Consider the following 23,632-nt stretch of genomic DNA (forward strand, 5'->3'; position numbering starts at 1 on the left):
GCGCATGCGCTCCTCGCCCGCCCTGCTGATCCACCGCCACCGCTACGCCTTCCTGTTCGGTGCGCTGCTGGTGACAGTCACCCTGGGCCCGTTGCTGGAGGCGGTGTCGTTCGGCCACCGGCTGATGGAACTGCTGCTGTGCGCAAGCCTGCTGGCGGCGCTGTTTCCGATCGGGCAGCGCCTGCAGCGCCACGTGCTGCTGGTGCTGGTGCTGGTCGCCCAGCTGCTGCGCTGGTTGGCCAGCGACGCCGGTGGCGCGGTGGCCATGGCAGGCGCGGTGCTGTGGGGCGTGCTGGCCACCATCGCGGCCTGGCACGCGGTGCGCTTTTCGTTGTCCAGCCAGCGCGTGCGCACCGAGCACCTGGCCGCCGCGTTGAGCGCCTACCTGCTGCTGGGCGTATGTGGCGGCGTGGTCTTCGCCGCGCTGTCGGCCATTTCACCCAGCGCCATGGCGGTGGGCGGCCAGGGCACGGCGCATGGCCTGGGCATCGGCACCGCGATGTATTTCAGTTTCGTCACCCTGGCCACACTCGGCTACGGCGACATCACCCCGGTCAGCCAGGTCGCGCGGGGGCTGGCCACGCTCGAAGCGATTGCCGGCCAGCTCTACCTGGCGCTGCTGGTCGCGCGCCTGGTCGGCCTGCGCAGCACCGATCGATCCCCCTGACCCATCGCGCCCCCGGGAGCCTGCCATGAAACGCCCGCACCTGCTGCCCTCGTTCCTTCTGCTGCTCGCCAGCGCCCCGTGCTGGGCGGTTGAACCGCTGGATACTTTCAGCGTCCGCGCCGGCGGCTACATCACCGATTTCGATACGAAAGTGCGGGCCGACGGCCAGACCGGCCAAGGCACCCGCATCGACCTCCACCGCGACCTGGGCCTGGACAACAACAACGCCATCGGCGTGATCGCGCTGAGCTGGCGCCCGTGGGAAAAGCATGAGTTCGGCCTGTCCTGGTACCGCGACAGCGCCGATGCCGAGCGCAACACCGACCGCGACATCGACTTCAACGGCCAGCACTACGCCACCCACACCCGGATCCGCGCCAAGTTCGACCTGGATGCCTACGAGGGCTACTACACCTGGTGGGCGTGGGGCGACGGGCGTTGGGCCCTGGGTCCCCGCGTGGGCCTGATCTGGTACCAGATGGACCTGGACCTGAGCGCCACCGCCGATGTCAACGGTGACCCCGTCAATGCCCGCGCGGGCAACAACGTCAATGCTGACCTGCCGGCGCCCACGATCGGCGGCAGCTGGCGCTGGGCACCTGGCGAGCACTGGCGCCTGAGCGCCGACGCGGGTTATTTCAGCGCCAGCCTCAATGACGTCGATGCCGACGTCACCTTCGGCCGTGGCGGCGTGGAGTACTTCCCGTGGGACAACTGGGGTTTCTCGCTCGACTACACGGTGCGCCGCATCGAAGCGGACGTGGATGCCTCGCGGCTGGATGGCAACCTGCGCTTCGTCGACAGCGGCGTGCGGGTGGGTGTGATCTACCGGTTCTGATCGACATGCCCGCGCTTCGGCTGGTGGTGCGTTGTGCCTGCGGCGCCTGGCTGCTGGCCTGGGCGCTCATCGCGGGCGGCGCGCCCGCGCCGGCCACGGCGCGCTGGTTCAACCGTGACCTGGTGACCTTCCGCGCACCGCTGTACGGCAACACGCCGGAGATGCGTGCACGCGCCACCGAAGCCAACCTTGCACGCATCGTCGACCTGCCCGGCCAGGCCACCCTGCGGGCCCAGCCGGTGCCGCAGGGCGTGGTCATCCTGGCCGGCGGGCAGCTGGTCACCGTGCTGACCCCGGCCGACTGCAACGCACTGGGCAATGAAACCCTGCCCGAACTGCGCGACCGCACCGTGGCCCGCATGCAGGTGGCGTTGGCGGCCGCCGAGCAGGCCCGCCTGCCGCAGCGGCTGCTGGCAGGCGCCGCGTGGGCGCTGCTGGCCACCGCCATTGCCATCGGCGTGTTGTGGGGGCTGCGCTGGTGCAGCCGGCGCATGCGCCGACGGGTGGATGGCTGGGTCCAGCAGCGTGTGCAGCAGCTGCGCAGCGTTTCGGCGCGGCAGCTGCTGTTGGGGCTGGTGACCAGCGCGCGCAGCCTGGGGCGGCTGGTGGGTTGGCTGGTGGTGCTGGTGGTGCTGGAGGAATGGCTGCGCTTCGTGTTCAGTCGCTTCCCCTACACCCAGCCCTGGTCGGCGGCGATGGGCGGCTGGATCGGCGAACGCGTCGCCCGCTTTGGCCGTGGCGTGTTGGAGGCGCTGCCCGACCTGTTCACGGCGGCGCTGATCTTCCTGGCCGCACGGCTGGTGGTGCAGGCGGTACGCATCGTATTTGACGGGGTGGCAAGCGGCCGGTTCCAGTTCGTGGGCATCGACCAGCCCTTGGCCGAACCGACCCGGCGGATCATCACCGTGGTCATCTGGCTGTTCGCGCTGGCGATGGCCTACCCCTACCTGCCCGGTGCCGAGACCGACGCGTTCAAGGGGCTGAGCGTGTTCGTCGGCCTGATGGTGTCGTTGGGTGCGTCGAGCATCGTCGGCCAGGCCGCCAGCGGCTTCACCCTGCTCTACTCACGCACCCTGATGGTCGGCGATGTCGTGCGCGTGGGCGACACCGAAGGCCTGGCGATACAGATCGGCTTGTTCACCACCCGCCTGCGCACCCCGCTGGGGGTGGAGGTCAGCATCCCCAACAACGTGGTGCTTGCCGGCGAGCTGCGCAACTACTCGCGCGATCCGCAGGGGCCTGGCCTGTGGCTGGAAAGCGCGCTCACCATCGGCTACGACGCGCCGTGGCGGCAGGTGCACCGGCTGCTGCTGCAGGCCGCAGCGGCCACCGACGGGGCGCTGGCCGATCCACCACCGCACGTGGTGCAGTCCGAACTGGGCGACGTCGCGGTGCGCTACGTGCTGCGCGTGCGCGTGGTCGAGGTCGAACGCCGCTGGCAGGTGCGCAGCGCGCTGCATGCGCATATCCAGGACGCGTTCAATGCGGCAGGAGTGCAGATCATGTCGCCCAACTACGAAGGCGACCCGGAACAGGCCAAGGTGGTGCCGAAGGCGCACTGGGAAGGACGGCCGGCGCCGGCCAGCGACGAAACCTAGTCGGCGGTATCGACCTGCGTCCAGCTGCTGTCCGGATCGAACAGGGTCATGGCGCGGGCCTCGCGGTCGGTGTCCGGCCCCAGGTCTTTCTCATAGACCTGGCCGGCATGGCTGATGGTGAAGCTCATCACGCCGCTGTCGCCGTAGCGCGCCGGCCAGGCCACCAGCGCGAAGCCGCGGGTCATGGCGCCGGCCACCGAGTAGGGGTACGCCCCTCGCGGTGCGGAAGGGCCCTGCCCCTGCAGGATCCGGTAGTGGTAGCCATGCCACTCATCGTCCGGCGTCTCGCCGCCGAACAACGGCCCCAGCGGGCTCTCGCCGCCCGCGTCTGCAGGCCAGTACAGGCCGTCATGCGTACCGGGGCTGCTGCGCAGCCGGGCGGCGTACTCGGGCAGCGTGTCATCGTTGCGGTCACGGCGTGCGTATTCGCGTTGCGCGTCATGGTAGGCCAGCACGGCCTGCACCGCTTCGCGCTCGTTGCGCCCGATCCGGCGCGCACGCAGTTCGGGTGCGGCCGCAGCCAGGTCGAAGGCCCAGCCGCTGCCCTGTTTCACCAGTGGCACCGGCAACGTCCAGCCTTCGGCGCCCACGCTGACCAGCGCATGGCTGGCGTCGACGGGCTTTATCGCGTGCCTGCGCTGGTACTGGCTGATGAAGGTGTCCACGTCCTTGCGCTCGATATCGTCGCGCGGCACGTAATCCTCCCAGTCGTCGCCCAGTACCACCGAGACCTGTCCGGGCTGCGTGTCGCGCACTTGCAGCGCTGCCACCAGGGCATCGGCCGCGGCAGCGGCGCTGGGATAGGGCTGTTGCGCCTGGGCGGGCGCGACCAGCAGCAGGCAGGCCACGCTCAAAAGGGAAAGACGAAGGGTCATGGCAGATCTCCGATCAACGACGACGACCGCCGCCGCCACCACCGCGCGGAGCGGCCGGCCGATTCATCGGCCGCCCCTGCGGGCGTGCGCCGGCGGGACGCTGCGAACTCTGCACGCTGCGATGCCCGCGATCGGCATCACCCAGCGACTGGCCGGGATTGCGCGCACCATTGAACGCATTCTCCGGATGGCTGCCCGGCGGGCGACCGTGGCCGGCGCCCCCCTGGTTGCGGAACTGATTGCTGCCGGACGGGTTGCGCCCCTGCGCAGGGCGCTGGCCCAGCTCTCGCTGCGACGCACCGGCGCGGTCGCGCGCCTCACGGTTGGTGGTGGCGGGCGTATCGAATCCACGGCGTTCCATCGACTGGCGTGCGCGGTCGCGCTCGGCCGCCCGTGCATCATCACGACCTCGATAGTCCTGCCGCTGCGCCGCACTGTCGCGCGCTCCATCGAAGCGTTCGCGGGTAGCCCCGTCACGATAGGGCACGCCGTCACGGTTGGCCGCGTTGTGCTTCCACCTGCTGTCGTCGCGGTTGATCTGGCGGTTGCTGTTGAACTCGTTGTAGCGGTCCACGTCGATATCGATATCGCCGTGCCCCCAGTCCAGGTCGCCCCACAGCGCACCGCCCACGGCCACGCCGATGCCGAAACTGAGCAGCGCACCGCCGGGGTAGTAATACGGCGGCGGCGGGTAGTAGTACGGCGGGTAGGCCGGGTAGGCCCAGCTGCCGTACACCACGCTGGGGTTGTAACTGGGTACGTACACCACCTGCGGGTCGGCAGATTCGATCACGATGGTCTGTGGCGCGGAGGACGCCGCGGGCTGGGTGCTGACCTTCTGCTGTTCATTGCTGTCCAGGTGGCCCGCGGTCTGGGCCTGCCGGCGCAGGCGCTGCACCGAATCCATCACGGCGTCGGGCTGGGCCAGGAATGCGTCGCCCATCTTCTGTACCCAGGCCGGGTCCTGCCCCAGCACCGCCAGCAGCTGCGGGAACGCAACCAGTGATTGCACGCTGGGATCCCACGCCTGGTTGGCCACCTGGCGCACCGCGTCTTCGCCCTTGGCATCAGGATGTGCCTTTGACCACGCCACCGCATCGGTGACATCGCCAGGATAGCTGGAGGCCATCAGCACCTGCGCCAGCAGCGCGTCCGGATACAGCGCCACCGGCGCCAGCATCTGGTCCAGCTGTTCGCGCGTGAAGGTGCCTTGGCTCGCCGCTGCTTTGGCGGGCACGGGTGCGGCAGCGACGGCAGGGCGCACCGTCACCGCCGTGCAGGCCAGTGCCAGCACCAGCGTGGGTAGCCGTGCCCATGTCAGGTAGGTGTGCATGCGACCTCCACTTCAATGCGCCGTGCGCCTGCGGCCAGGGTTCAGGGTTTGACGCCCGCTTGTACACCTTTGTCGACGACCAGTTTGGCCACCACCTTGCGCGCTGCGCCGTTGCTGCCGCTGCCCGCATCCGGTGCCACGCCCATGCCGTCGCCAGCGCGGACCCTGCCCGGTGCAAGGCCGGCATTCTGCTGCAGGTAGTTGGCCACCGCTGCGGCACGCTGGGTGCTCAGGCGCTGGTTGGCGGCGGCGTTGCCGGTGGAATCGGTGAAGCCCTGCAGCACCACTGCGTAGTTGTGGGTCTGCTTGGCCTTGGCGGCGAATGCATCCAGGTCGCCACGTGCCTTGGCCGAGAGCTTTGCGCTGCCCGAGTCGAACGTTACTTCCGCCGCATCCAGCTGCTCGTACGTGCCGAACTCGTCCATGCGCTTGTTCATCGCACCGACCTCTTCCGTGGTGGGCGCCATGCCCGCCTGGATCTGCCGGGTGGTGCGCAGGTCCTCGGAGCGGAAGCTGATTTCGCGCGCGGCCAGCGCATCGCCCGCGGCGCTGCCTTCGACCGTGACCGGAAGCCCCGCCGCCAGGACGCTGGCATCGGTCTTTTCATGGATGACGTTGGTCAGCCCTTTGGTCTTCTTGTACACCGTGTCGGCCGACACCTGCACGATGTGTGCGGTTCGGGCCTGGTCCACCACGGTAATGGTGTCGCCCTGCACGGCCGTGATCACGCCTTTGAGCCTGGTTTTGGCCGGATCGGCGGCCAGCGCGGCCAGGGAGGTGAGGCCGACCAGCACCAGCAGCAGGCGGGCGGCGGCGCGGGACACGGTGCGGGTGGACATGGGGCAGCTCCAGGAACGAGGACGATGAACCACGCTAGGCGTGGGCCACCCGGCCGGCAATTGGCCCTTGGGGCCATACGCCGGGCATGGCACCAAGGGCCAATTCCCGGCCCTGCGGCAGGGGTCTAGCCTGCGCTGCGTAGTGGCCGCCGCGCCTGCTCGAGCGCGTGGCGGATTCCTTTCGTTCCCCGCCGGAGCCCTGCCATGAATGCCGACCCTGCTGCCCTGCCGCAACTGTCCACGGTGCTGGCTGCCGCCTCGATGCGCGCCGACCACTGGCGCCAACTGAACGCGTATGCGCGTGCGTGGGCGGCTGCAGGCACCGACAGCGCCGAACGGCGTGGCGCCTGCGTCGAAGCATTGGCCGACCTGCGCCCGCTCGAACAGTGCTGGGCCTACCCCGGCGAACGCCTGCTGGGCGCGCTGGCCGCGGCACTGGCCGACAACGACGCCGCACAGTTCGCGCGGCTGGCACGCAAGCTTTCGGCCGCGATCCTGTCCGGCGATTTCCGCCGCGACGAACAGGCCTGGAACGCCGACGACGACGGCGACCGCACCCTGCTCGATGCGCTGCCGCCCGAGCTGCTGGGCGCGCCGGACAAGCCCTACTTCGAAGTGTTGATCGTGACCCCCAACGAACCGGCGCTGTGGCAACGTGCCCGCGAGGAAATGCGCGCCATGCGCCGCGTCGACGATCAGTTCCACTACGCGGTCACCCACGCCGGCAGTTTCGAGGATGCCGCGCTGGCGGCAATGGTCAATGCGGACGTGCAGGCGGTGGTCATCGTCGACGGATTCCGTTTCACCTCGCTGCTCGACATCCCGGACCTGAAGCAGTTCCTCGCCCGCAACCTCGGCAGCGACGACGAGCCGTCGACGGCCGGCGCATTGTCCACCTCGCTGGCCCGCGCCCTGAAGCACTTCCGACCGGAGCTGGACCTCTACCTGCTCACCGACCGCTCCCCGGAGCGTCTGGCCGGCAGCGACGAAGCCGCGCCGCTGCGCCGCGTCTTCCACCACGTCGAAGAACCCATGGAAGTGCACCTGGCATTGCTGGATGGCATCGCCGACCGTTACGAAACGCCGTACTTCGACAACCTCAAGAAGTACGCGCTGCGCCCGATCGGCACTTTCCACGCGCTGCCGATCGCACGCGGCAAGTCCATCTTCGGCTCCAACTGGATCCGCGACATGGGCCACTTCTACGGCACCAACATCCTGTTCGCCGAATCCTCGGCCACCACCGGTGGCCTGGACAGCCTGCTGGAACCCACCGGCACCATCAAACGCGCGCAGACCGCCGCGGCCAGGGCCTTTGGCGCCAAGCGCGCCTACTTCGGCACCAACGGCACTTCCACCTCGAACAAGATCGTGGTGCAGGCGGTGTGCAAGCCCGGCGACATCGTCATCGTCGACCGCAACTGCCACAAATCGCACCACTACGGCTTCGTGCTCAGCGGCGCGCAGCCCTACTACGTGGAAGCGTTCCCGTTGACCCAGTATTCGATGTACGGCGCGGTCCCGCTGCGCACCATCAAACAGGCGCTGCTGGACTGCCAGGCCGGCGGCAAGCTGGACCGGGTCAAGGTCATCGACATGACCAACTGCACCTTCGACGGCCACATGTACAACCCGCAACGGGTGATGGAGGAGTGCCTGGCGATCAAGCCGGACCTGATCTTCCTGTGGGACGAAGCCTGGTTCGGCTTCGCCCGCTTCAGCCCGCTGCACCGTCGGCGGACCGGTCTGGGCGCCGCGGCCGCGTTGACCGAACGCTATCGCAGCAAGGCGTACCGCACCGAATACGAAGCCTGGAAGGCGCAGCGCGGCAAGGTCGAGCCCGGCGACCCGGCCCAGCTGGATGAACATCTGCTGCCCGATCCGGATAAGGTGCGCATCCGGGTATACCAGACCAACTCCACCCACAAGTCGATGTCTGCCTTCCGGCAGGGGTCGATGATGCTGGTCTGGGACGAGGATTTCCACGAGGTGGAAGGCCCGTTCGAAGAAGCGTTCTTCGCCCATACCTCGACCTCGCCCAACCTGCAGCTGATCGCCTCGCTTGACCTGGCACGGCGGCAGATGGAACTGGAAGGCTACGGCCTGACGCTGAAGATGACCGACCTGGCGCTGCGCCTGCGGCGCACCATCAACGGCCACCCGTTGATCTCGAAGTACTTCCACGTCGCCACGCCCGAAGACATGATCCCGGCCGAGTTCCGCGCCTCCGGCCTGCGCGACTACGGGCCGCCCAATGCCAGCTGGGTGGAGACGCTGCAGGCGTGGGACGACGATGAGTTCGCGCTGGACCCGACCCGGCTGACCGTGATCTGCGGCGCGGCCGGCTTCGACGGCACCCAGTTCAAGGGCCTGCTGGCCGAGCGCTTCGACATCCAGATCAACAAGACCTCGCGCAACAGCATCCTGGTCCAGACCAACATCAACAACACCCACAGCGACGCGGCGCTGTTGATCAAGGCCCTTGCCGACCTCTCGCGCGAAATCGAAGCGCGGCTGGCACAGGAAGGCGCCAACGGTCGCCAGGTCTTCGCCGACCGGGTCCGCGCGTTGATGACCGACGTGCCCGACCTGCCCAACTTCAGCCAGTTCCACGATGCCTTCCGCGAAGCGCCGGACGGGGCCAGCAACGAAGGCCACATGCGCCCGGCCTTCTTCATGGCCTACGAGGAAGCCAACTGCGAATTCGTGCGGCTGCACAGCGACGACGTCGACCGGCGGCTGGCCGAAGGACCGCAGATGGTCTCTGCCAACTTCGTCATCCCCTACCCGCCCGGCTTCCCGATCATGGTGCCCGGCCAGGTGATCACCGCCGACACCATTGCCTTCATGCGCAAGCTGGATGTCAAGGAGATCCACGGCTACCACGCCGCGCAGGGAATCAAACTGATCAAACCCGATGCGCTGGCCGGCCTGCGTGCCGGTTCCCTGCAGTGAACCGCCGTCCCCCGGACAGGAGCACACGTCATGCAAGGTTTCTTCCAGTTTCTCGCTGACAACCCCTATATCCTGCTGTTCTTCACCGTCGGCATGGCGGTGCTGGCGGGCAAGTTTTCGGTCAAGGGCTACGGCCTGGGCATGGTCGCCGCAGCGGTGGTGGTCGGCGCGGCGCTGGCCACCTGGGCGTCCACCTACGGCGTGAAGCTGCAGCTGGACAACTTCGCCAAGTCGCTCTTCTACTATCTGTTCATGTACGGCGTGGGCCTGCGGGTGGGGCCGGCGTTCTTCAACAGCCTCAAGAAGGACGGCATCAAGTTCACCGTCCTGGCGGTGATCTGCGCCGTGCTGGGCCTGCTGCTGGTGGTGCTGATGTCCGGGCTGCTCGGGCTGCCGGCCGGCGCGGCCGGTGGCGTGCTGGCCGGGTCGCAGACGATGTCGGCCGCGATCGGGACCGCCGAAATGGCGGTCGAACAAGGCGCCTACCAGCTGCCGCCCGGGACGACCGCCGAGCAGGTTTCGGGAATGATCGCGCTGGGCTACGGCGTCACCTACATCTGGGGCACGGTCGGCATCATCCTGGTCTGCAAGTACCTGCCGCGCTGGTGGGGCGTGGATGCACGCAAGGCCGCACGCGAGTACGAGCTGGAACACGGCGTGCGCAACGTCGATGATGCCGCGCTGTCAGGCTACCGCGGCGGTGGCCTGCGTGCCTACCGGCTGGACAACGCCACCAGCGCCGGGCAGAGCATCGGCCAGTTCCGCAGCAGGTATCCGCAGTACCGCATCGTCAACGTGCGCCGCGGCGAGGAAACGCTGGGCGCGGACCCCGGCCTGGTGCTGCAGCAGGGCGACGTGGTCGCGCTGGGTGGACGGCTGCAGGACCTCACCGACAACATCGGCCTGCTCGGTGCGGAGGTGGACGACCCCAAGGCGTTGAACATTCCGCTGGACCAGGCCGAGATCCTGGTCACCGACAAGGACTTCGTCGGCAAGCCGCTGAGGAGCCTGGCCGGCGAGGATTTCGCGGGGCAGCTGCAGGTCACCCGGCTGGAACGTTCCGGTGAACCCATCCCGGCCGGCGCCGAAACCGAACTCAAGCGCCTGGACGTGCTGTTCGTCACCGGTCTGAAGAGTGCGGTGGACCGTGCGGCCGGCATGCTCGGCAAGATCGCCCGTCCCAGCACTACCACCGACCTGCTGACGCTGTCCGGGGGCATGGTGCTGGGCCTGCTGATCGGCAAGATCAACGTGCCGATCGGCGACTTCTCGGTCGGCCTTGGCAACGCGGGCGGCCTGCTGCTCTCGGGCATCCTGGTGTCGTCGCTGGTGTCGCGGCTGCGCTTCTTCGGCAGCACGCCCAACGCCGCCCGCAACATCCTGGAGGACCTGGGCCTGGTGACCTTCATCGCCATCGTCGGCATCAATGCCGGCGCGACGCTGCTGGAACAGCTGACCGGCGCCATCGCGCTCAAGATCTTCCTGGCGGGCTTCGTCGCCAGCACGGTGCCGCCCTTCATCACCTGGGCGGTGGGGTACCACTTATTCAAGATCAATCCCGCCGTGCTGATGGGCGGCGTGGCCGGCTCCCGGTCGCACTCGGGTCCCGCGCGCGAGGCCGCCAAGGAGATCGACAGTACCGTGCCCTGGGTGGGCTTCCCGGTCGGCTATGCCGTGTCCGGCGTGCTGTACACCGTGTTTGGCTACTTCGCGATGTTGCTCTCGCACTAGGAGACGGACATGAAGCCACTCGCATGCATGCTGGCCGCAGCGGCGCTGCTGCCCGCCCTGGCCTGGGCGCAGTCCGCTGCGCCCGATGACCCGGCCCCGGCCGACGCGTCCCCCAGTTCCACCGAACAGGGCCAGACCCCCCTCGACGAAGCGTTCGTCCCGCGCGACCGCGCTGCCTGGATCCGCGAAATGCGCCGCCAGGCGTGGAAGGACACCGCCTTCGACGTGCAGGCGCGCACCTTCTACCTGGACCGCGACAAGTACGACGACAGCCAGAGCACGGCGTGGGCACTGGGCGGCTCGGCCGGGTTCAAGACCGGCTACTTCCGCGAACGCCTCGCCTTCGGCGCCACCGGCTACACCTCCCAGCGCCTGTACGGACCGGATGACAAGGACGGCACCCTGCTGCTCAAACCCGGCCAGGAAGGCTACACCGTGCTGGGCGAAGCCTATGGCGAGTTCCTGATCAACGATGACACCCGGCTCAAGCTCGGCCGCTTCGGCATCGATACCCCCTACGTCAACCGCAATGACGCGCGCATGACCCCGAACACCTTCCAGGCCCTGACCGTGCAGGGAGTGTACGGCGGCGACGGCGGCGCACCGCAATGGAAATTCGGTGCCGGCTACTTCGACAAGATCAAGGAGCGCAACGCCGACACTTTCGTGTCCATGGCCAGGGACGCCGGCGCGCCTTCCTGGGTCGACCGCGGCGTGTATACGCTTGGCGCGAATTACACCCGCGACCGGCTAAGCGCCGGTGCGATCTACTACCACAGCAACGACATCATCAGCATCTTCTACACCGAGGCGAAGTACGCCTTTCCGCTGGGCGACACCGCCAAACTCAACCTGGCGCTGCAGTACTCCGACCAGGACAGTGCGGGCGACAACCTGCTGCGCGGCGATGAATTCTCCGCCCGCCAATGGGGTGGCAAGCTGGAACTGGGTTACAAGGGAGCGCTGTTCACCACCGGCTACACCCGTGCCAGTGGCGGCACCAACATGCAGAACCCGTGGAGCGGCTATCCCGGCTACACCAGCGTGCAGGTCGAGGATTTCAACCGCAATGGCGAAGGCGCCTGGCTGCTGCGTGCGGCGTACAACGTCCAATCGGTCAAGGGGCTGAGCTTCTATGCGCTGTACGTGGATGGCTCCGATCCGGACGCGCCCACCGACTACGCCAAGGACGAGTACAACCTCAACGCCCAATGGACGGCGGCCGACGGGCCGCTGAAAGGCCTGATGATGCGGGTGCGTTACGCGCACGTCAGCCAGAAGGGTCCGCAGACCAGCGACCTGGACGACCTCCGGCTGCTGGTCTACTACGATCCGCCGGGACTCTGATCCACCCATCCGGAGGGGCGCACATGGACGGCTTCGCATCGCTGCTGGACCGCTATCCGGAACTTGCCGTGTACCTGGCCCTGGCGCTGGGCCACTGGCTGGGCGGCATCAAGGTCCATGGGTTCAACCTCGGCGGTGTCACCGGTTCGTTGCTGGTGGGCATGCTGATTGGCTGGGCATTCCATGTCCCGGTGGCGGCCACCGCCAAATCGCTGGTGTTCCTGCTGTTCCTGTTCGGCATCGGCTACGAGGTCGGTCCGCGCTTCCTGTCCGCGATGAAGGGCGATGGCTGGCGCTATGCGGTGCTGGCGGTATTCATGCCCGTGGTAGGGCTGCTGGCCGCCCTGGTCGTCGCCCACGCGCTGAAGCTCGATCCGGGCCTGGCGGCCGGCATGATGTCCGGCGCCCTGACCGAATCGCCGGCGATGGGCACGGCCAGCGAGGCCATCCAGCGCCTGCCCATCGATGACGCGCTCAAGGCCCGCTACATCGCCCATGTCGGCGTTGCCGATGCCTTGTGCTACGTGGCCGGGGCACTGGGGGTGATCCTCACCTGCAACGTGATCGGGCCGCGCCTGCTGCGCCTGAACCTGGTCGACGATGCGCTGGCACTGGAGCACCGGTTCGGCATCGAACGCTCGGCGGCCGGCATCGCATCGGCCTGGCAGCCCTTCGACACCCGCGCCTATCGCATCGCGCCGGGCATGCGCATCGCCGGTTTGCGCGTGGACCAGGCCGAATGCCTGCTGCCGGGCCTGCGCCTGTTCGTCTACCGGGTGCGCCACGGCCAGTCACTGGTCGAGCCGGGCCCGGCCACGCGCCTGCATGCCGGCGACCACATCGTCATCGGCGGTCCACGCAAGGCGCTGGTGGAAGTGCTGGGCGAGCGTGCCGAGGAAGTGGACGACCCGGAACTGCTGGACATTCCAATGGCGTCCCACCAGGTGCTGGTCAGCCGGCGTACCTGGGCCGGGCAGCGGCTGGAACAGATCGCCCGCGACGATGCGGTGCGCGCGGTGTTCCTGCGCGGGATCCGCCGCAACGGCCAATCGATGCCGATCGGCACCCAGACAGTGCTCGAACGCGGGGACGTGCTGGAACTGATCGGACCGGAGCCTGCAGTGGTGCGTGCTGCCGCCGAAGTCGGTCGGATCCTGCACCCGACCACCGCCACCGATTTCGTGGTCGTGGGCATGGCGATCTTCCTCGGCGCGGTGTCCGGCATCGTTGCCGTGGTGCCGCTGGGCACGCTGTCGGTCAGCATCGGCAGCAGCGTCGGCGCGCTGCTGGGCGGCATCGTGGTCGGGCACCTGCGGGTGCGCCGCCCGCTGTTCGGGCGGGTCCCGGACAGCGCGGTCAAGCTGATGCAGTCCTACGGCCTTGCCGCGTTCGTTGCGATGGTCGGGCTGGGTGCCGGCCCTCATTTCGTCGAAGCGGTGGAACAACACGGGCTCGGCCTGTTCCTGGGCGGCATCGGGGTCACCATGACGCCGTTGCTGGCCGGTCTGTGGTTCGGCCACAAGGTACTGAAAATTCCCGGGGTGCTGCTGCTGGGTGCAATCTCAGGCGCGCAGACGTTCACCGCGGCGCTGGCCGCGCTGCAGGAACGCTCGGACAGTTCGATCGCGGTGATCGGTTACTCCGGTGCCGTCGCCATCGCCCATGTGCTGCTGACCACCTGGGGCACGGTGATGGTGCTGGCGATGGCCTGAGGGCACCAGGGCGCAGGTACCTTTCATCCGCCGCCGGGATCGACGTGGGCCAGTTCGGCGAGGCGGACCAGCGCGGCCACCGAACGCACGCCGAACTTCACCATGATGCGGCTGCGGTGCACCTTGGTGGTCTTCAACGAAATCCCCAGGTCGGCGGCGATCTGCTTGTTCAACCGCCCGGAAATCACATGTGGCAGCACCTGGCGCTCGCGCGGGGTCAGGCACTGGTAGCGCTGCACCGCGCCCTGCTCGCCACTGCGCCGGATCCGTGCGCAGGCATCGGCGTCGATGCCGCGCATCACCGCCTCCAGCAGCACCGCTGCATCCACCGGCTTGGTCAGGAAATCCACCGCGCCGGCGCGCATTGCCTGGGCGCAGCTGGAAACATCCGCATCGCCGCTGACGAAGATCATCACCGGCGCCTGGCCGCGTTCTCCGAACAGCTGCTGCAACGCCAGCCCGTCCATCCCGGGCATGTGCAGGTCCAGCACCACGCACCCTGCGGTGTCGGCATCGTACCGGGCCAGGAATTCGTCCGGGGAGCCGCTCAGGGTCACCTCCAGCCCATCGGCGCGGAGGCAGCGTCCCAGCGCGGCAAGCACGCGCGGGTCATCGTCGACAATGTGCACGACAGGGCTCATGGCACTACTCCATCAAAGGAAGGTCGATGTAGAAACAGGCGCCGCCCTCGGGCAGGTTACGGGCATTGATCTCGCCACCGTGGGCCCGAAGCAGCGTGCGGCAGATCGCCAGGCCCATGCCCATGCCGTTGGGCTTGCTGCTGTGGAACGGGGCGAAGATGGTGTCCATGCGCTCCGCCGCGATGCCGGGGCCGGTGTCGCGCACCTCGATCCGGATGGTCCCTGGCACCGAGCCGTCCGTGCGCACGGTCAGCACCCGGCGTGGGCTGTCGACCATGGCATCGCAGGCATTGATGATCAGGTTGAGCAGGACCTGCTGCAGCTGCACCCCATCACCCTGGACCCGGCTGAACGGTACCGACAGGTCCAGCCGGTACTCGACACCGCGGTTGATCAGGTCGTTGCGGATCACACGGAGCGCATCATGCACCAGGTCGTTGACCATCAGCGCGCCGAGCGTCCGGGTTTCGCGCCGCAGCAGGCCGCGCAGGCGGCTGATCACCTCGCCGGCGCGCTGGTCGTTTTCGACGATGTCCTGCAGGATCTCGCGGATCTCGCCGATCGCGCCCGGGTCGCGGCGCAGTATCCGCAGGCCGGCTTGGGCATTGCTCAGGATCGCCGCCAGCGGCTGGTTGAGCTCATGCGCCAGCGAGCCCGAAATCTCACCGATCAGGGTGACCCGCGACATGTGCGCCATGCTTTCGCGCTCCACCGCAAGCTCCTGCTCGGCATGCCGCTGCGCGGTCAGGTCCGCAACCGCGAGCATGCCCTGCCATCCGCAATCAAGTTCCACCGCATTGAACAGCAGTTTCACCGGAAACGCCTGGCCATCACGACGCAGGCCATGCTCGTCACGGTCCATGCAACGCGCGGCGACGGGGTCGGTGCGATGGCTGCAGGACCAGATGGCACCGGTGGCATCCGGCACCAGCGCAACCAGCGGCCGGCCCTCGATCTCACCCGGCGCGTAGCCGAATACCGTCGCCGCACGGTCGTTGGCATAACGCACCACGCAATGCCGGTCGACCAGAAGCAAAGCCAGTGGCAGCGCGTTCAGTACCGCCCGCAGTTTGACCTGGTCCCGCGTTGTCGGTTCCGGGTGTGGCGTAAGCGTCACCATTCTGGCCTCCGAGGCCCGTGAGCGTGCAGTGAACCGTGCATGTGGACCCTCCTTCGACCCACCCCCTTCAACGCAGCCGCACACCGATGACGCATCACGCTTACCGGGGCGGATTGATCACCACATACTGCACCGTGGTACCGCTGTACCGCGGCTCATACCAGGTACTGCCGCACTGCTGGTAGGCCATGCCATTGATGACGGTGGTCACACAGCTGGGCGGCACCGAATTCACGATCGAGCCGATCACCGCCGAGGTCACCGCCACGCCCGCCGTAACCGCCGCCGCCGTCGCGAACGGGTGGTCGTCATAGCGGTTCCAGTGGTCGTCGTGGTAGTCCACGTCCACATGGACATCCCGATTCACGTTCCGGTTCACATTCCGGTTGACGTCGCGGTCCACATTGCGGTTTGCGTTGTGGTTGACATCGCGGTGGGTGCCGCCGCCCTGCGGGCGTACCGGCCGGTTGATGTTGGCGTGCGCGCTTGCGCGGGCCGCGCCGCCGCCGCGGTGGCCGTGCTGCGCGTTGACCGGCGCGATGCCCACCGCCAGCAGGACCAGCAGGCTACCCGCGCAGGTCAACACAGGGGTGCGGGTCTTGAGCAGGGTGCGCATGTCAGTTCTCCTGGCCGGCATCGGGGGTAACCACGGCAACCTCGACCGGCACCAGCTTTATCCGCGCGGCGTCGGCCGGCGGGGTGAAGTGGAACGCGCTAGCCGGTACCGCCGTGCCGGTATCCCAGTTCAGGCGGGCCCGATACTGCGGCTGGGCCGGGTCATCCAGGGAGTTGATGATCAGCTTCTTCGGCAGCGAGGTCGCTTTGGAAATCCACACCTGCCAGTCCACGGCATCCTGCTTGAACGCGTACTGCTCCACCGGCTCACCGTCCACGGTACCGCCGCCAATGTGCAATGCGTTGCGGATCGCGGACGTGGGCGCCTTGTCGGTACCCCAAAGGAACATATCGGCCAGTGGCATTTCGATGCCATAGCGGAGAGCGGCCTGGTCGACCAGTTCACCCAGCGTGGCCCCTACCCCGTCCACCTGCGCGTAGTACTTCAACCGCGGCGAGTACACCGTCAAGGCCTTGCCATCGTAGAACAGCTGCCGCAACTGGCGGTCGCTGCGCAGTTCCAGGAACAGCTGGTCGGGCGCCTTGACCTTGTAGGTCACCACACCGTCCAGCTCGATCTTCTGGCCGTCTTCCAGCACCACCTCGGTGCTTGCATCGGAGGTCAGCGAGAACTGTCTGAGTCCACGCAACGCCGCACCCATCCGATCCAGCGCCGCCAGCGCTTCAGGATCGCGCTCGCCGGCGTCCGCGGTGGCCGGCGGCGTGCGCGCCGGTGCCGCCGCGAGCGGCAGCGCGCCGCCCGCCAGCCCAGCGATCAGCAGGCAGGCAGTGCGGGCAATACAGATTGCAGGGGTCGCCATTGCATGCCTCCGGAGAAGGAAAGGGAAACGCGCGGCTCAGAAACCCGCGCTGATCGACACGCTCCAGGGATCACCCTCGAAGCGGTTGCGCACGCTGAACTCACTCAGATAGCGGAACGAAACATCCACATGCTCACCGCCGGACCATTTCTTGCCGTAGGTCAGCACCGGCCCGACACCGAACGAACGACCTTTGAAGCCGTCGAGGCGGTCGGCCAGGTCGCTTTCATCGTCCTGCACCTGCTGCAGCCAGCCGGCGGCCGCGCCGAACCCCCAGCCACTGGCGGTGCGCTTGACCAGCAGCGCGTCGGTGCGCAGGACCAGGCCGTTCTTGTAGTCGGTGTCATCGTTGCGGCTGTACCAGTCCATGCCACCAAGCACGCTGAATTCCAGCGTGCCTTTCTGGAACAGATGGGTGTAGCCGGCGGCAGGCGACACGGTCCAGACGTTCAGGCCGGGGTTGGCCAGCTTGCCCGGCGTGTACTTGGCGGTGGGCGCGTAGACATACAGGCCGAACGACAGGTGCTGCACTTCGTTGATGTGGAAACCAGCGATCACCGGCGCGAAGTACACGTCGAACAGATTCGAAGCGCTGTCCTGCACACGCACCTGGTTGCCCAGCGGGCCCTGCAGGTTGGCGGTGACATCGGCATCGATGTAGGGCACGGTCAGCATGCTGGCGAAGTTCCACCGGCCGGTCCTGGTCGGCCACACGTACACGCCGCTGGCGGCCCACAGGCTGACATCCCCCTCCAGCCCCAGCGAGACCTGCCCCGCGATCGGCGCCGGTCGGCTGGCGCCGATCTTGCCATCGTACTGCACATAACTCAGCGACCACTGCATGCCAGGCTCCGGCGGAATCACGCCGACGTAGGAGGTGATCTGCATGCCGGTGATCGAACGTCCCAACCCGCCTTCGACCGCGTGCGCGGGCAACGCGGCGACCAGTGCAAGCGTGCCAAGCAGCACGGCCGTGGCCAGACAGCTGCGGCGATAGAGGGAGGCGGAAGGGGCTGGCATGGCAATCACCTCGTGGGTCATCGTTCCACGCAGCGGAAGCCGACGTGGCAGGTGGAGGTATCGATCGGCTGGGCCATCCGTGCGGCCGGACGGTAGCGGCGGCAATAGTTGGGCGCGCACAGGTGCGAGCCACCCTTCATCACCCGCCGTGGGATCGCGCTGCCATCGTTCGGATCGTGGCTGCGCTGGCGCTCGCCGCCGCGTGGGTTGTCGATCGCGCAGCAGGCTTTGCTCTGCAGCCGGTCATGCTGCTGGTACCAGTCGCTGGTCCACTCCCACACGTTGCCGATCATGTCGTACAGCCCGTAGCCATTGGGCGGATAGCTGCCCACCGGCGAGGTCCAGCGGTGACCGTCTTCTTCCACGTTCATCCATGGAAACTCGCCCTGCCAGGTATTGGCCTGGTGGCGCCCGCGCACGGTGAGGCTGTCGCCCCAGGCGAACTCGCTGGGCTCCTGGCCGCCACGTGCGGCGTACTCCCACTCCGCTTCCGTGGGCAGGTCCTTGCCGATCCATTTCGCGTACGCCTGCGCATCGGCGAAGGTCACATGGACCACCGGGTGGTCATCCAGGCCGTCCAGTTGGGTAAAGGGTCCGCGCGGATGGCGCCAGTTGGCGCCTGCAACGTAGTGCCACCAGTTGTGGGTATTGGACATGTCCACCGGGCCGGAGGGCTGCACGAACACCACCGACGAGGGCACCAGCAGCGCCGGATCCGCACCCGGGTAATCGCGGGGATCGGCCGGCCGCTCGGCCGCGGTGACATGACCGGTGGCGCTGACGAAGCGCGAGAACTCGCGGTTGGTGACCGGATAGCGGTCGATCCGGAACGGCCCCACCCGCACCTTGTGCGCGGGGCGCTCTTCCGGGTAATGGTCGTTGGAGCCCATCAGGAAGACCCCGCCGTCGATCTCGATCATGGTATCGGCCACGACACTCATCTCTTCCCCTCAGCCGAAAGGCGCAACATTGAAGGTCATGCTCACGATCGCCAGCAGGCCAAGCAGCCAGAGCAGGCCGGCGGTGATCAGGGTCAGCGATATCGGGTAGTGGCTTTCGCCGTGGATCAGGCCTTCGCCCATCATGAGGGCACGCTCGCTGCGCAGCTCCTTCATGTAGCGCAGGTGGTAGACGATGCCCAGGGTCAGCATCACCATGCCCAGTGCGACCAGGGCCACGCCGAAGTTGCGCGGGGCGTGCGGGCGCAGGGTCACGCCGGGCGTCTCCAGCATGTGGCCGAAGAACTGGTAGATGGTGAAGCCGAATCCGATCAGCGACAGCGCGGTGCGGATGATCGACATCAGCGTGCGGTCGGCGCTCATCCGCGTGCGCTGGAACGACATGCCGGTGCGCCGCGAGGACAGCTCCAGCGATGCCTGGTCCGTGCCGCCCAGCGTCTGCCGCGCCTGCTCGATGGTGATGGCGCGGTCGGACAGTGCCTTCGCCGGATCTTTCTCGGTCATGGCCGGGAACTCTTGCCGTGGTGGGGGTGGCGCCGCAGCCAATAGCCGGCCAGGCGGGTGAAGGGGCCACGCAGGATGAGGTACGGAATGAAGCCCAGCAGGACCGCGAGCACGAACGCTTCCAGCGGGTAGCGGAAGCCGCCGTACACGCGGACCTGGTAGATCACATCCATGACCACCCCCAGCAACAGGATCCGCGTCGTTGCGGTGACGCCTTCGCGCCACGTGGCCAGGCGCTCACCGCCGCTGCTGTGGGCGATGAGCCATGCATAGGGCGGCTTGCCGGCCTTCGCGGCACGGATGCCGTCGATCAGCGCGGTGATCAGCGCCATGGTCGGCTGCAGGAAAAACCGGAACGTCATCGGACCGTCCGCACGACCCATCATGTCTGTCCAGAAGCGCGTCAGGAAATCGATGGCCAGGAGCATCGCCGGGTTCCATTGCAGAGGATTCCAGCTTGGCGGTGACAGCGTAAGCGCACATCGGGATAGGTACTGCACCGGCTTCAGTATTTTTACTGCGCCGTCAACGGTATGCCTCGAGGGTATGCTCATCCGGCATGAGCCAGGACAGCTACTCACTGATGCGCGGTGGACTGGTGCACCGCCTGCTGCACGCCAGCGGCGCACTGCATGGCAGCCGGCACCTGTCGTGGTGGCTTGCCGCCCTGCTGGTGGCGGTGACACTGCTTCCCCTGGTCGGGCTGGCCAGCGCGCAGGGTATGCTGCTGCCGCAGCCACACGCCATGGCCTTGCTCGGCGACTACGCCACCCTCGCCCGCCTGCTGCTGGCGTTGCCGCTGCTGGTACTCGCCGCGCCGCGCGCCGATGCGCTGCTGCACAGTGCCCTGCGCCAACTGAGCCAGGCCAGCCTGGTCCACCCACGTCGGCAGCCCCGGCTGCAGGCGCTGCTGGCTACAATCCGACGTCTGCGTGACAGTCGATGGCCGGAGCTGGCCTGCATCGTGCTGGCCTTCCTGCCGCTGTTCGTCCAGGGTGGCGTGGTCAGCCTGCTCAGCGGCGTTCCCGACTGGCGAACCGAAGGCGGCGCGACCACGCCTGCGGGGCACTGGTATGCATGGGTCGGCATGCCCCTGTTCCGGCTGGTCATGCTGCTGTGGCTGTGGCGGTTCCTGCTGTGGGCCATGCTGCTGGCCCGGCTGCCATCGGTGGGTCTGACGCTGCACGCCGAGCATCCCGACCGGACCGGTGGTCTGGCGTTTCTGGGCATGGCCCAGGAGCGTTTCAGCATGCTGGGCACGGCTGGCGCACTGGTCCTGTCCGGGGCCTGCCTCAACCACATGACCTATCTCGACGCCTCGTTGTACTCGCTGCGCCACTTGCTGGCGGGGTACGTGATTGGCGTGACCCTGCTGTTGCTGGCCCCGCTGGTACTGCTCAGCCCGATCCTGATCCGCGCGCGACGGCATGCGCTGTACCGTTTCAGCGCCCTGGGCAGCCGCGCGGCGGCCGCGTTCGACCAGCGCTGGAGAGCGGCCAGTGAGGACACGGCCGGCAGCGAGTCGCTGCTCGACCACAATGATGCCTCGGCGTTCGCCGATTTCAGCGCGGTTTACCAGGGCACCGCATCGATGTCAGTGGTACCGTTCACCCGCTGGACCCTGCTGGGCATGGTCCTGCCCGCCATGGCGCCACTGCTGCCCCTGGCGCTGGTGGCGATGTCGGTCGACGATCTGGTCGCCAAGCTGGCAGGCATGCTGATCTGAACGACGGATCTGCCTACAGCGAGTGCGAGAGGAAGCGTTCGCCGCGCAATGCGGCCTGCACGGCCATGGCCAGGTCATCGCCCGCGTCGGACTTCAGCACGTAACTGCAGGGCCCCAGCGCCATGGCCTGGTCCACCAGCTGCGATTCGGAGTGGACGGTGATGAACACCACGCCCAGTACCGGCCGCTGCACGCGCAGCCGCCGCGCCGCTTCCAGGCCGTTGAGCTCGGGCATGGCGATGTCGGTCACCACCACGTCGGGCAGCATCGACTGCGCCGCCTTGACCAGCGAGGCGCCGTCCTGCACCAGGCCGATCACCTCGAACTGTTCGGCAAGCAGGCCACGCAGTTGCCGGCCCATGGCGGAGCCGTCTTCGGCAAGCAGCACACGGGCAGCATTCATGGTTCCCGCCAGGTCGACGCGTTTCCTGATGGTGTGCCGTGCCTGTGCCCCGGACAAGGGAAAAACAACCGGACGCGGGCAAGTAAATCTACTTGCCCGCAGCCCGTATGCAGACGGTGCTCAGTGCCGGATCAGGCCTTCGTGTTCGGCCTTGCGCACCAGTTCCAGCGTGCCGTGCACGCCGAGCTCCTGCATGATCGCGTACTTGTGCGATTCGATCGTGCGCACCGACACCCCAAGTTCGTAGGCGATCTGCTTGGAGCGCAGGCCGCGCGCGACGTACTCCAGGATGCGCAGCTGCTTGTCGGTCAGCACGTACTGCTGCCGGCCCGCATTGGTGATGGCATCCACCGCCAGGGTCGGGGTCACATACGTGTGCCCGCCCATCACGCCCGCCAATGCCCGCACCAGTTCCTCACCCGCCGCACTCTTGAGCACATAGCCGCGGGCGCCGGCGCGGATCGCCTCGGCGGCCACGCTCGACTCGTCATGCATGGTGAGGAACACCACCGGCATCTCGTAGCCCTCTTCGCGCATCCGACGCAGTGCCTGGATGCCGGTCAGGCCGGGCATGCTGATGTCGGCCACCACGACGTCGGGCGGATCCCGCCTTACGGCGTCAACCAGTTCCTGTCCGGAAGACACCAGTTCAATCGACTCGAACCGGTCCTCCAGCAGATGCTCGATGCCCTGCGCCACCACGCGGTGGTCGTCGGCCAGCACTACCCTGCGATACCGGCACTCCGCCGGCGAATACGAAACCTGCATGTTGTCGTCTCCCGTGGCATCAATCGTCCCCTGATTGAAGTGCTCTGCGGGCCAGCGGTAGCGCCAGCCCCGCACAACGATTCGACCTTGATGGTGCCGACGTGATGGCGCCGTGACGTTGTTTCACACTGTGACGGACGTTCAAAACGGTTCAGCCACGCAGGGTGTCCCGGGGGCTTTCGCCGAACACGTCGCGGTACATCACCGAGAACCGCCCCAGATGCGCAAAGCCGAAACGCGTCGCCACCTCGGTCACCCCAACCGAGCCCCGGGCATGCCGCAGGGCACTGCGGGCCAGGTTCAACCGCGCCAGCTGGTGCCAATGGCACGGGCCATGTCCGTAAGCATCACGAAACAGACGCTCCAGCTGGCGTTCGCCCACGCCCAGGTGCCGGGACAGCGCCCGGCTGTCATAGGGATTGTCCAGCTGCAATTTCAGATAGGCCTCGGCCTGGCGCACGATGGCGTCGCGGCGGCGCTCGTTGCAGCTGCCCAACCCCCGCCGTTCGGGTCCGCCATCGGATGCCGCCACGGCATCGATGAACACCCCGAGCAGGGTGGATGCCTGCATCTCCAGCTGCTCGGGCCGGACAATCCCCTGCCAACCGGCGGCGTCCTGAAGCACCGTGAACACCCCTTCGCGCAGGTTGCGCGCGTCCCTGGGGGCCGCCGCGCGGCTGTACCAGCCCACCTTGGGCAGCCGCAATTCCCGCCCGACCCGCTGCACTGCTTCCCGCTGCAGCACGGTGCGCGGAATGAGCATCACGGCCCATTGCCACCCCCCAGGACTGGGGCGCACGTTCAACTCGCTGTCCTCGGCAAACACCATGATCTGGCCCGCTGCGATCCAGCGTCCGTTGGCCCACATCGGTTGCACGCACGTGACGGCCAGGGCCAGCGCGATCATGCCCTGGCTGAAGCTTCCACTGGCAAAGATCGGCAGCGTGTAGGCGCCGCTGTCCAGACTGAACTCGGGAAAGACCAGGCGTTGCACGCAGGCGCGGAAGTGGCCGGCAGCCAGCAGCCGCTGTTCGAAGCGGGTATCGCGCACCACCCCCAGCAGGGCGTCCGCATCAAAGCCGTCAACGACAAAACGGCTGTAGGGGAACATCGGTTCGTCCATCGCCAGCTCCCGGATTCGTCGGAATGTGGATAGCGCG

At 67.6% G+C, this 23,632-nt stretch carries 22 protein-coding genes; 8 read left to right on the forward strand and 14 right to left on the reverse strand.

The annotated features are described in order from the left end of the window. The first annotated feature begins 4 nt into the window (after positions 1 to 4). The 3 genes from SOM39_RS17130 to SOM39_RS17140 are packed head-to-tail and all read left to right on the forward strand — an operon-like array spanning position 5 to position 3,103. The gene (locus SOM39_RS17130; protein WP_093535812.1) at positions 5 to 667 is read left to right on the forward strand and encodes a potassium channel family protein; all 663 of its coding nucleotides are present in this window, start codon (positions 5 to 7) and stop codon (positions 665 to 667) included. Between the two features lie 25 nt (positions 668 to 692). Then, the gene (locus tag SOM39_RS17135) at positions 693 to 1,505 is read left to right on the forward strand and encodes an outer membrane beta-barrel protein (RefSeq protein WP_320459059.1); all 813 of its coding nucleotides are present in this window, start codon (positions 693 to 695) and stop codon (positions 1,503 to 1,505) included. Between the two features lie 5 nt (positions 1,506 to 1,510). After that, a complete protein-coding gene (locus tag SOM39_RS17140) occupies positions 1,511 to 3,103 on the forward strand; it encodes a mechanosensitive ion channel family protein (protein ID WP_320459060.1) in 1,593 nt (530 codons plus the stop codon). Here SOM39_RS17140 and SOM39_RS17145 read toward each other — a convergent pair. The 3 genes from SOM39_RS17145 to SOM39_RS17155 are packed head-to-tail and all read right to left on the reverse strand — an operon-like array spanning position 3,100 to position 6,150. Beyond that, positions 3,100 to 3,978 (reverse strand): DUF2950 domain-containing protein, encoded by an 879-nt coding sequence (locus tag SOM39_RS17145; protein WP_320459061.1) that lies wholly within the window; start codon positions 3,976 to 3,978, stop codon positions 3,100 to 3,102. The two genes, SOM39_RS17140 and SOM39_RS17145, sit on opposite strands and share 4 nt — an antisense overlap. Positions 3,979 to 3,991: 13 nt before the next feature. Beyond that, the gene (locus SOM39_RS17150) at positions 3,992 to 5,311 is read right to left on the reverse strand and encodes a DUF3300 domain-containing protein (RefSeq protein ID WP_095363896.1); all 1,320 of its coding nucleotides are present in this window, start codon (positions 5,309 to 5,311) and stop codon (positions 3,992 to 3,994) included. A gap of 41 nt (positions 5,312 to 5,352) precedes the next feature. Beyond that, the gene (locus SOM39_RS17155; protein ID WP_320459062.1) at positions 5,353 to 6,150 is read right to left on the reverse strand and encodes an OmpA family protein; all 798 of its coding nucleotides are present in this window, start codon (positions 6,148 to 6,150) and stop codon (positions 5,353 to 5,355) included. Between the two features lie 204 nt (positions 6,151 to 6,354). On the opposite strand from SOM39_RS17155, the gene SOM39_RS17160 reads away from it, so the two are divergent. From SOM39_RS17160 to SOM39_RS17175, 4 genes are read left to right on the forward strand one after another with little or no spacing between them, the layout of a single operon-like run. Beyond that, a complete protein-coding gene (locus tag SOM39_RS17160) occupies positions 6,355 to 9,105 on the forward strand; it encodes a hypothetical protein (RefSeq protein ID WP_320459063.1) in 2,751 nt (916 codons plus the stop codon). A gap of 30 nt (positions 9,106 to 9,135) precedes the next feature. Next, complete coding sequence (locus tag SOM39_RS17165) at positions 9,136 to 10,836, forward strand: TrkA C-terminal domain-containing protein (protein ID WP_320459064.1); 1,701 nt, start codon at positions 9,136 to 9,138, stop codon at positions 10,834 to 10,836. 9 nt (positions 10,837 to 10,845) lie between these two features. Further along, on the forward strand, positions 10,846 to 12,183 hold the full coding sequence (locus tag SOM39_RS17170; RefSeq protein ID WP_320459065.1) for an OprD family outer membrane porin: 1,338 nt from the start codon (positions 10,846 to 10,848) through the stop codon (positions 12,181 to 12,183). Positions 12,184 to 12,206: 23 nt separating this feature from the next. Next, a complete protein-coding gene (locus SOM39_RS17175) occupies positions 12,207 to 13,895 on the forward strand; it encodes an aspartate-alanine antiporter (RefSeq protein WP_068852493.1) in 1,689 nt (562 codons plus the stop codon). A gap of 23 nt (positions 13,896 to 13,918) precedes the next feature. On the opposite strand, the gene SOM39_RS17180 is transcribed toward SOM39_RS17175, so the two are convergent. From SOM39_RS17180 to SOM39_RS17215, 8 genes are all read right to left on the reverse strand, one after another. Then, positions 13,919 to 14,536, reverse strand: a complete 618-nt coding sequence (locus tag SOM39_RS17180; protein ID WP_068852496.1) for a response regulator transcription factor — start codon at positions 14,534 to 14,536, stop codon at positions 13,919 to 13,921. A gap of 4 nt (positions 14,537 to 14,540) precedes the next feature. After that, positions 14,541 to 15,653 (reverse strand): ATP-binding protein, encoded by a 1,113-nt coding sequence (locus SOM39_RS17185; RefSeq protein WP_320459066.1) that lies wholly within the window; start codon positions 15,651 to 15,653, stop codon positions 14,541 to 14,543. 103 nt (positions 15,654 to 15,756) lie between these two features. Beyond that, complete coding sequence (locus SOM39_RS17190; RefSeq protein ID WP_320459067.1) at positions 15,757 to 16,272, reverse strand: hypothetical protein; 516 nt, start codon at positions 16,270 to 16,272, stop codon at positions 15,757 to 15,759. 1 nt (position 16,273) lies between these two features. Beyond that, entirely contained in the window at positions 16,274 to 17,092 is an 819-nt protein-coding gene (locus SOM39_RS17195) for a DUF2092 domain-containing protein (RefSeq protein ID WP_320459068.1), read from the reverse strand. A 36-nt stretch (positions 17,093 to 17,128) separates the two neighbouring features. Next, positions 17,129 to 18,112: a SphA family protein gene (locus SOM39_RS17200; protein ID WP_320459069.1), complete on the reverse strand. Its 984-nt coding sequence runs from the start codon at positions 18,110 to 18,112 to the stop codon at positions 17,129 to 17,131. 17 nt (positions 18,113 to 18,129) lie between these two features. Then, on the reverse strand, positions 18,130 to 19,053 hold the full coding sequence (locus SOM39_RS17205; RefSeq protein WP_320459070.1) for a formylglycine-generating enzyme family protein: 924 nt from the start codon (positions 19,051 to 19,053) through the stop codon (positions 18,130 to 18,132). Positions 19,054 to 19,062: 9 nt separating this feature from the next. After that, positions 19,063 to 19,575 carry a DUF202 domain-containing protein gene (locus SOM39_RS17210; protein WP_320459071.1) on the reverse strand — a complete coding sequence of 171 codons (513 nt, stop codon included), beginning with the start codon at positions 19,573 to 19,575 and terminating at the stop codon, positions 19,063 to 19,065. Beyond that, on the reverse strand, positions 19,572 to 20,003 hold the full coding sequence (locus tag SOM39_RS17215; protein WP_320459072.1) for a hypothetical protein: 432 nt from the start codon (positions 20,001 to 20,003) through the stop codon (positions 19,572 to 19,574). The genes SOM39_RS17210 and SOM39_RS17215 overlap by 4 nt, the downstream gene beginning before the upstream one ends. A gap of 131 nt (positions 20,004 to 20,134) precedes the next feature. Here SOM39_RS17215 and SOM39_RS17220 point away from each other — a divergent pair, with 131 nt between their 5' ends. Beyond that, entirely contained in the window at positions 20,135 to 21,301 is a 1,167-nt protein-coding gene (locus SOM39_RS17220; RefSeq protein WP_320459073.1) for a hypothetical protein, read from the forward strand. Positions 21,302 to 21,314: 13 nt separating this feature from the next. Here SOM39_RS17220 and SOM39_RS17225 read toward each other — a convergent pair whose 3' ends face one another. From SOM39_RS17225 to SOM39_RS17235, 3 genes are all read right to left on the reverse strand, one after another. Continuing rightward, positions 21,315 to 21,704 carry a response regulator gene (locus tag SOM39_RS17225; RefSeq protein ID WP_249832612.1) on the reverse strand — a complete coding sequence of 130 codons (390 nt, stop codon included), beginning with the start codon at positions 21,702 to 21,704 and terminating at the stop codon, positions 21,315 to 21,317. Between the two features lie 120 nt (positions 21,705 to 21,824). Next, a complete protein-coding gene (locus SOM39_RS17230) occupies positions 21,825 to 22,472 on the reverse strand; it encodes a response regulator (protein ID WP_184123369.1) in 648 nt (215 codons plus the stop codon). 151 nt (positions 22,473 to 22,623) lie between these two features. Then, on the reverse strand, positions 22,624 to 23,595 hold the full coding sequence (locus SOM39_RS17235) for an AraC family transcriptional regulator (RefSeq protein WP_320459074.1): 972 nt from the start codon (positions 23,593 to 23,595) through the stop codon (positions 22,624 to 22,626). Between the last annotated feature and the right edge of the window lie 37 nt (positions 23,596 to 23,632).

This window comes from Stenotrophomonas sp. CFBP8994 (genome assembly GCF_034044835.1).
GTDB classification, from domain to species: domain Bacteria; phylum Pseudomonadota; class Gammaproteobacteria; order Xanthomonadales; family Xanthomonadaceae; genus Stenotrophomonas; species Stenotrophomonas rhizophila_A.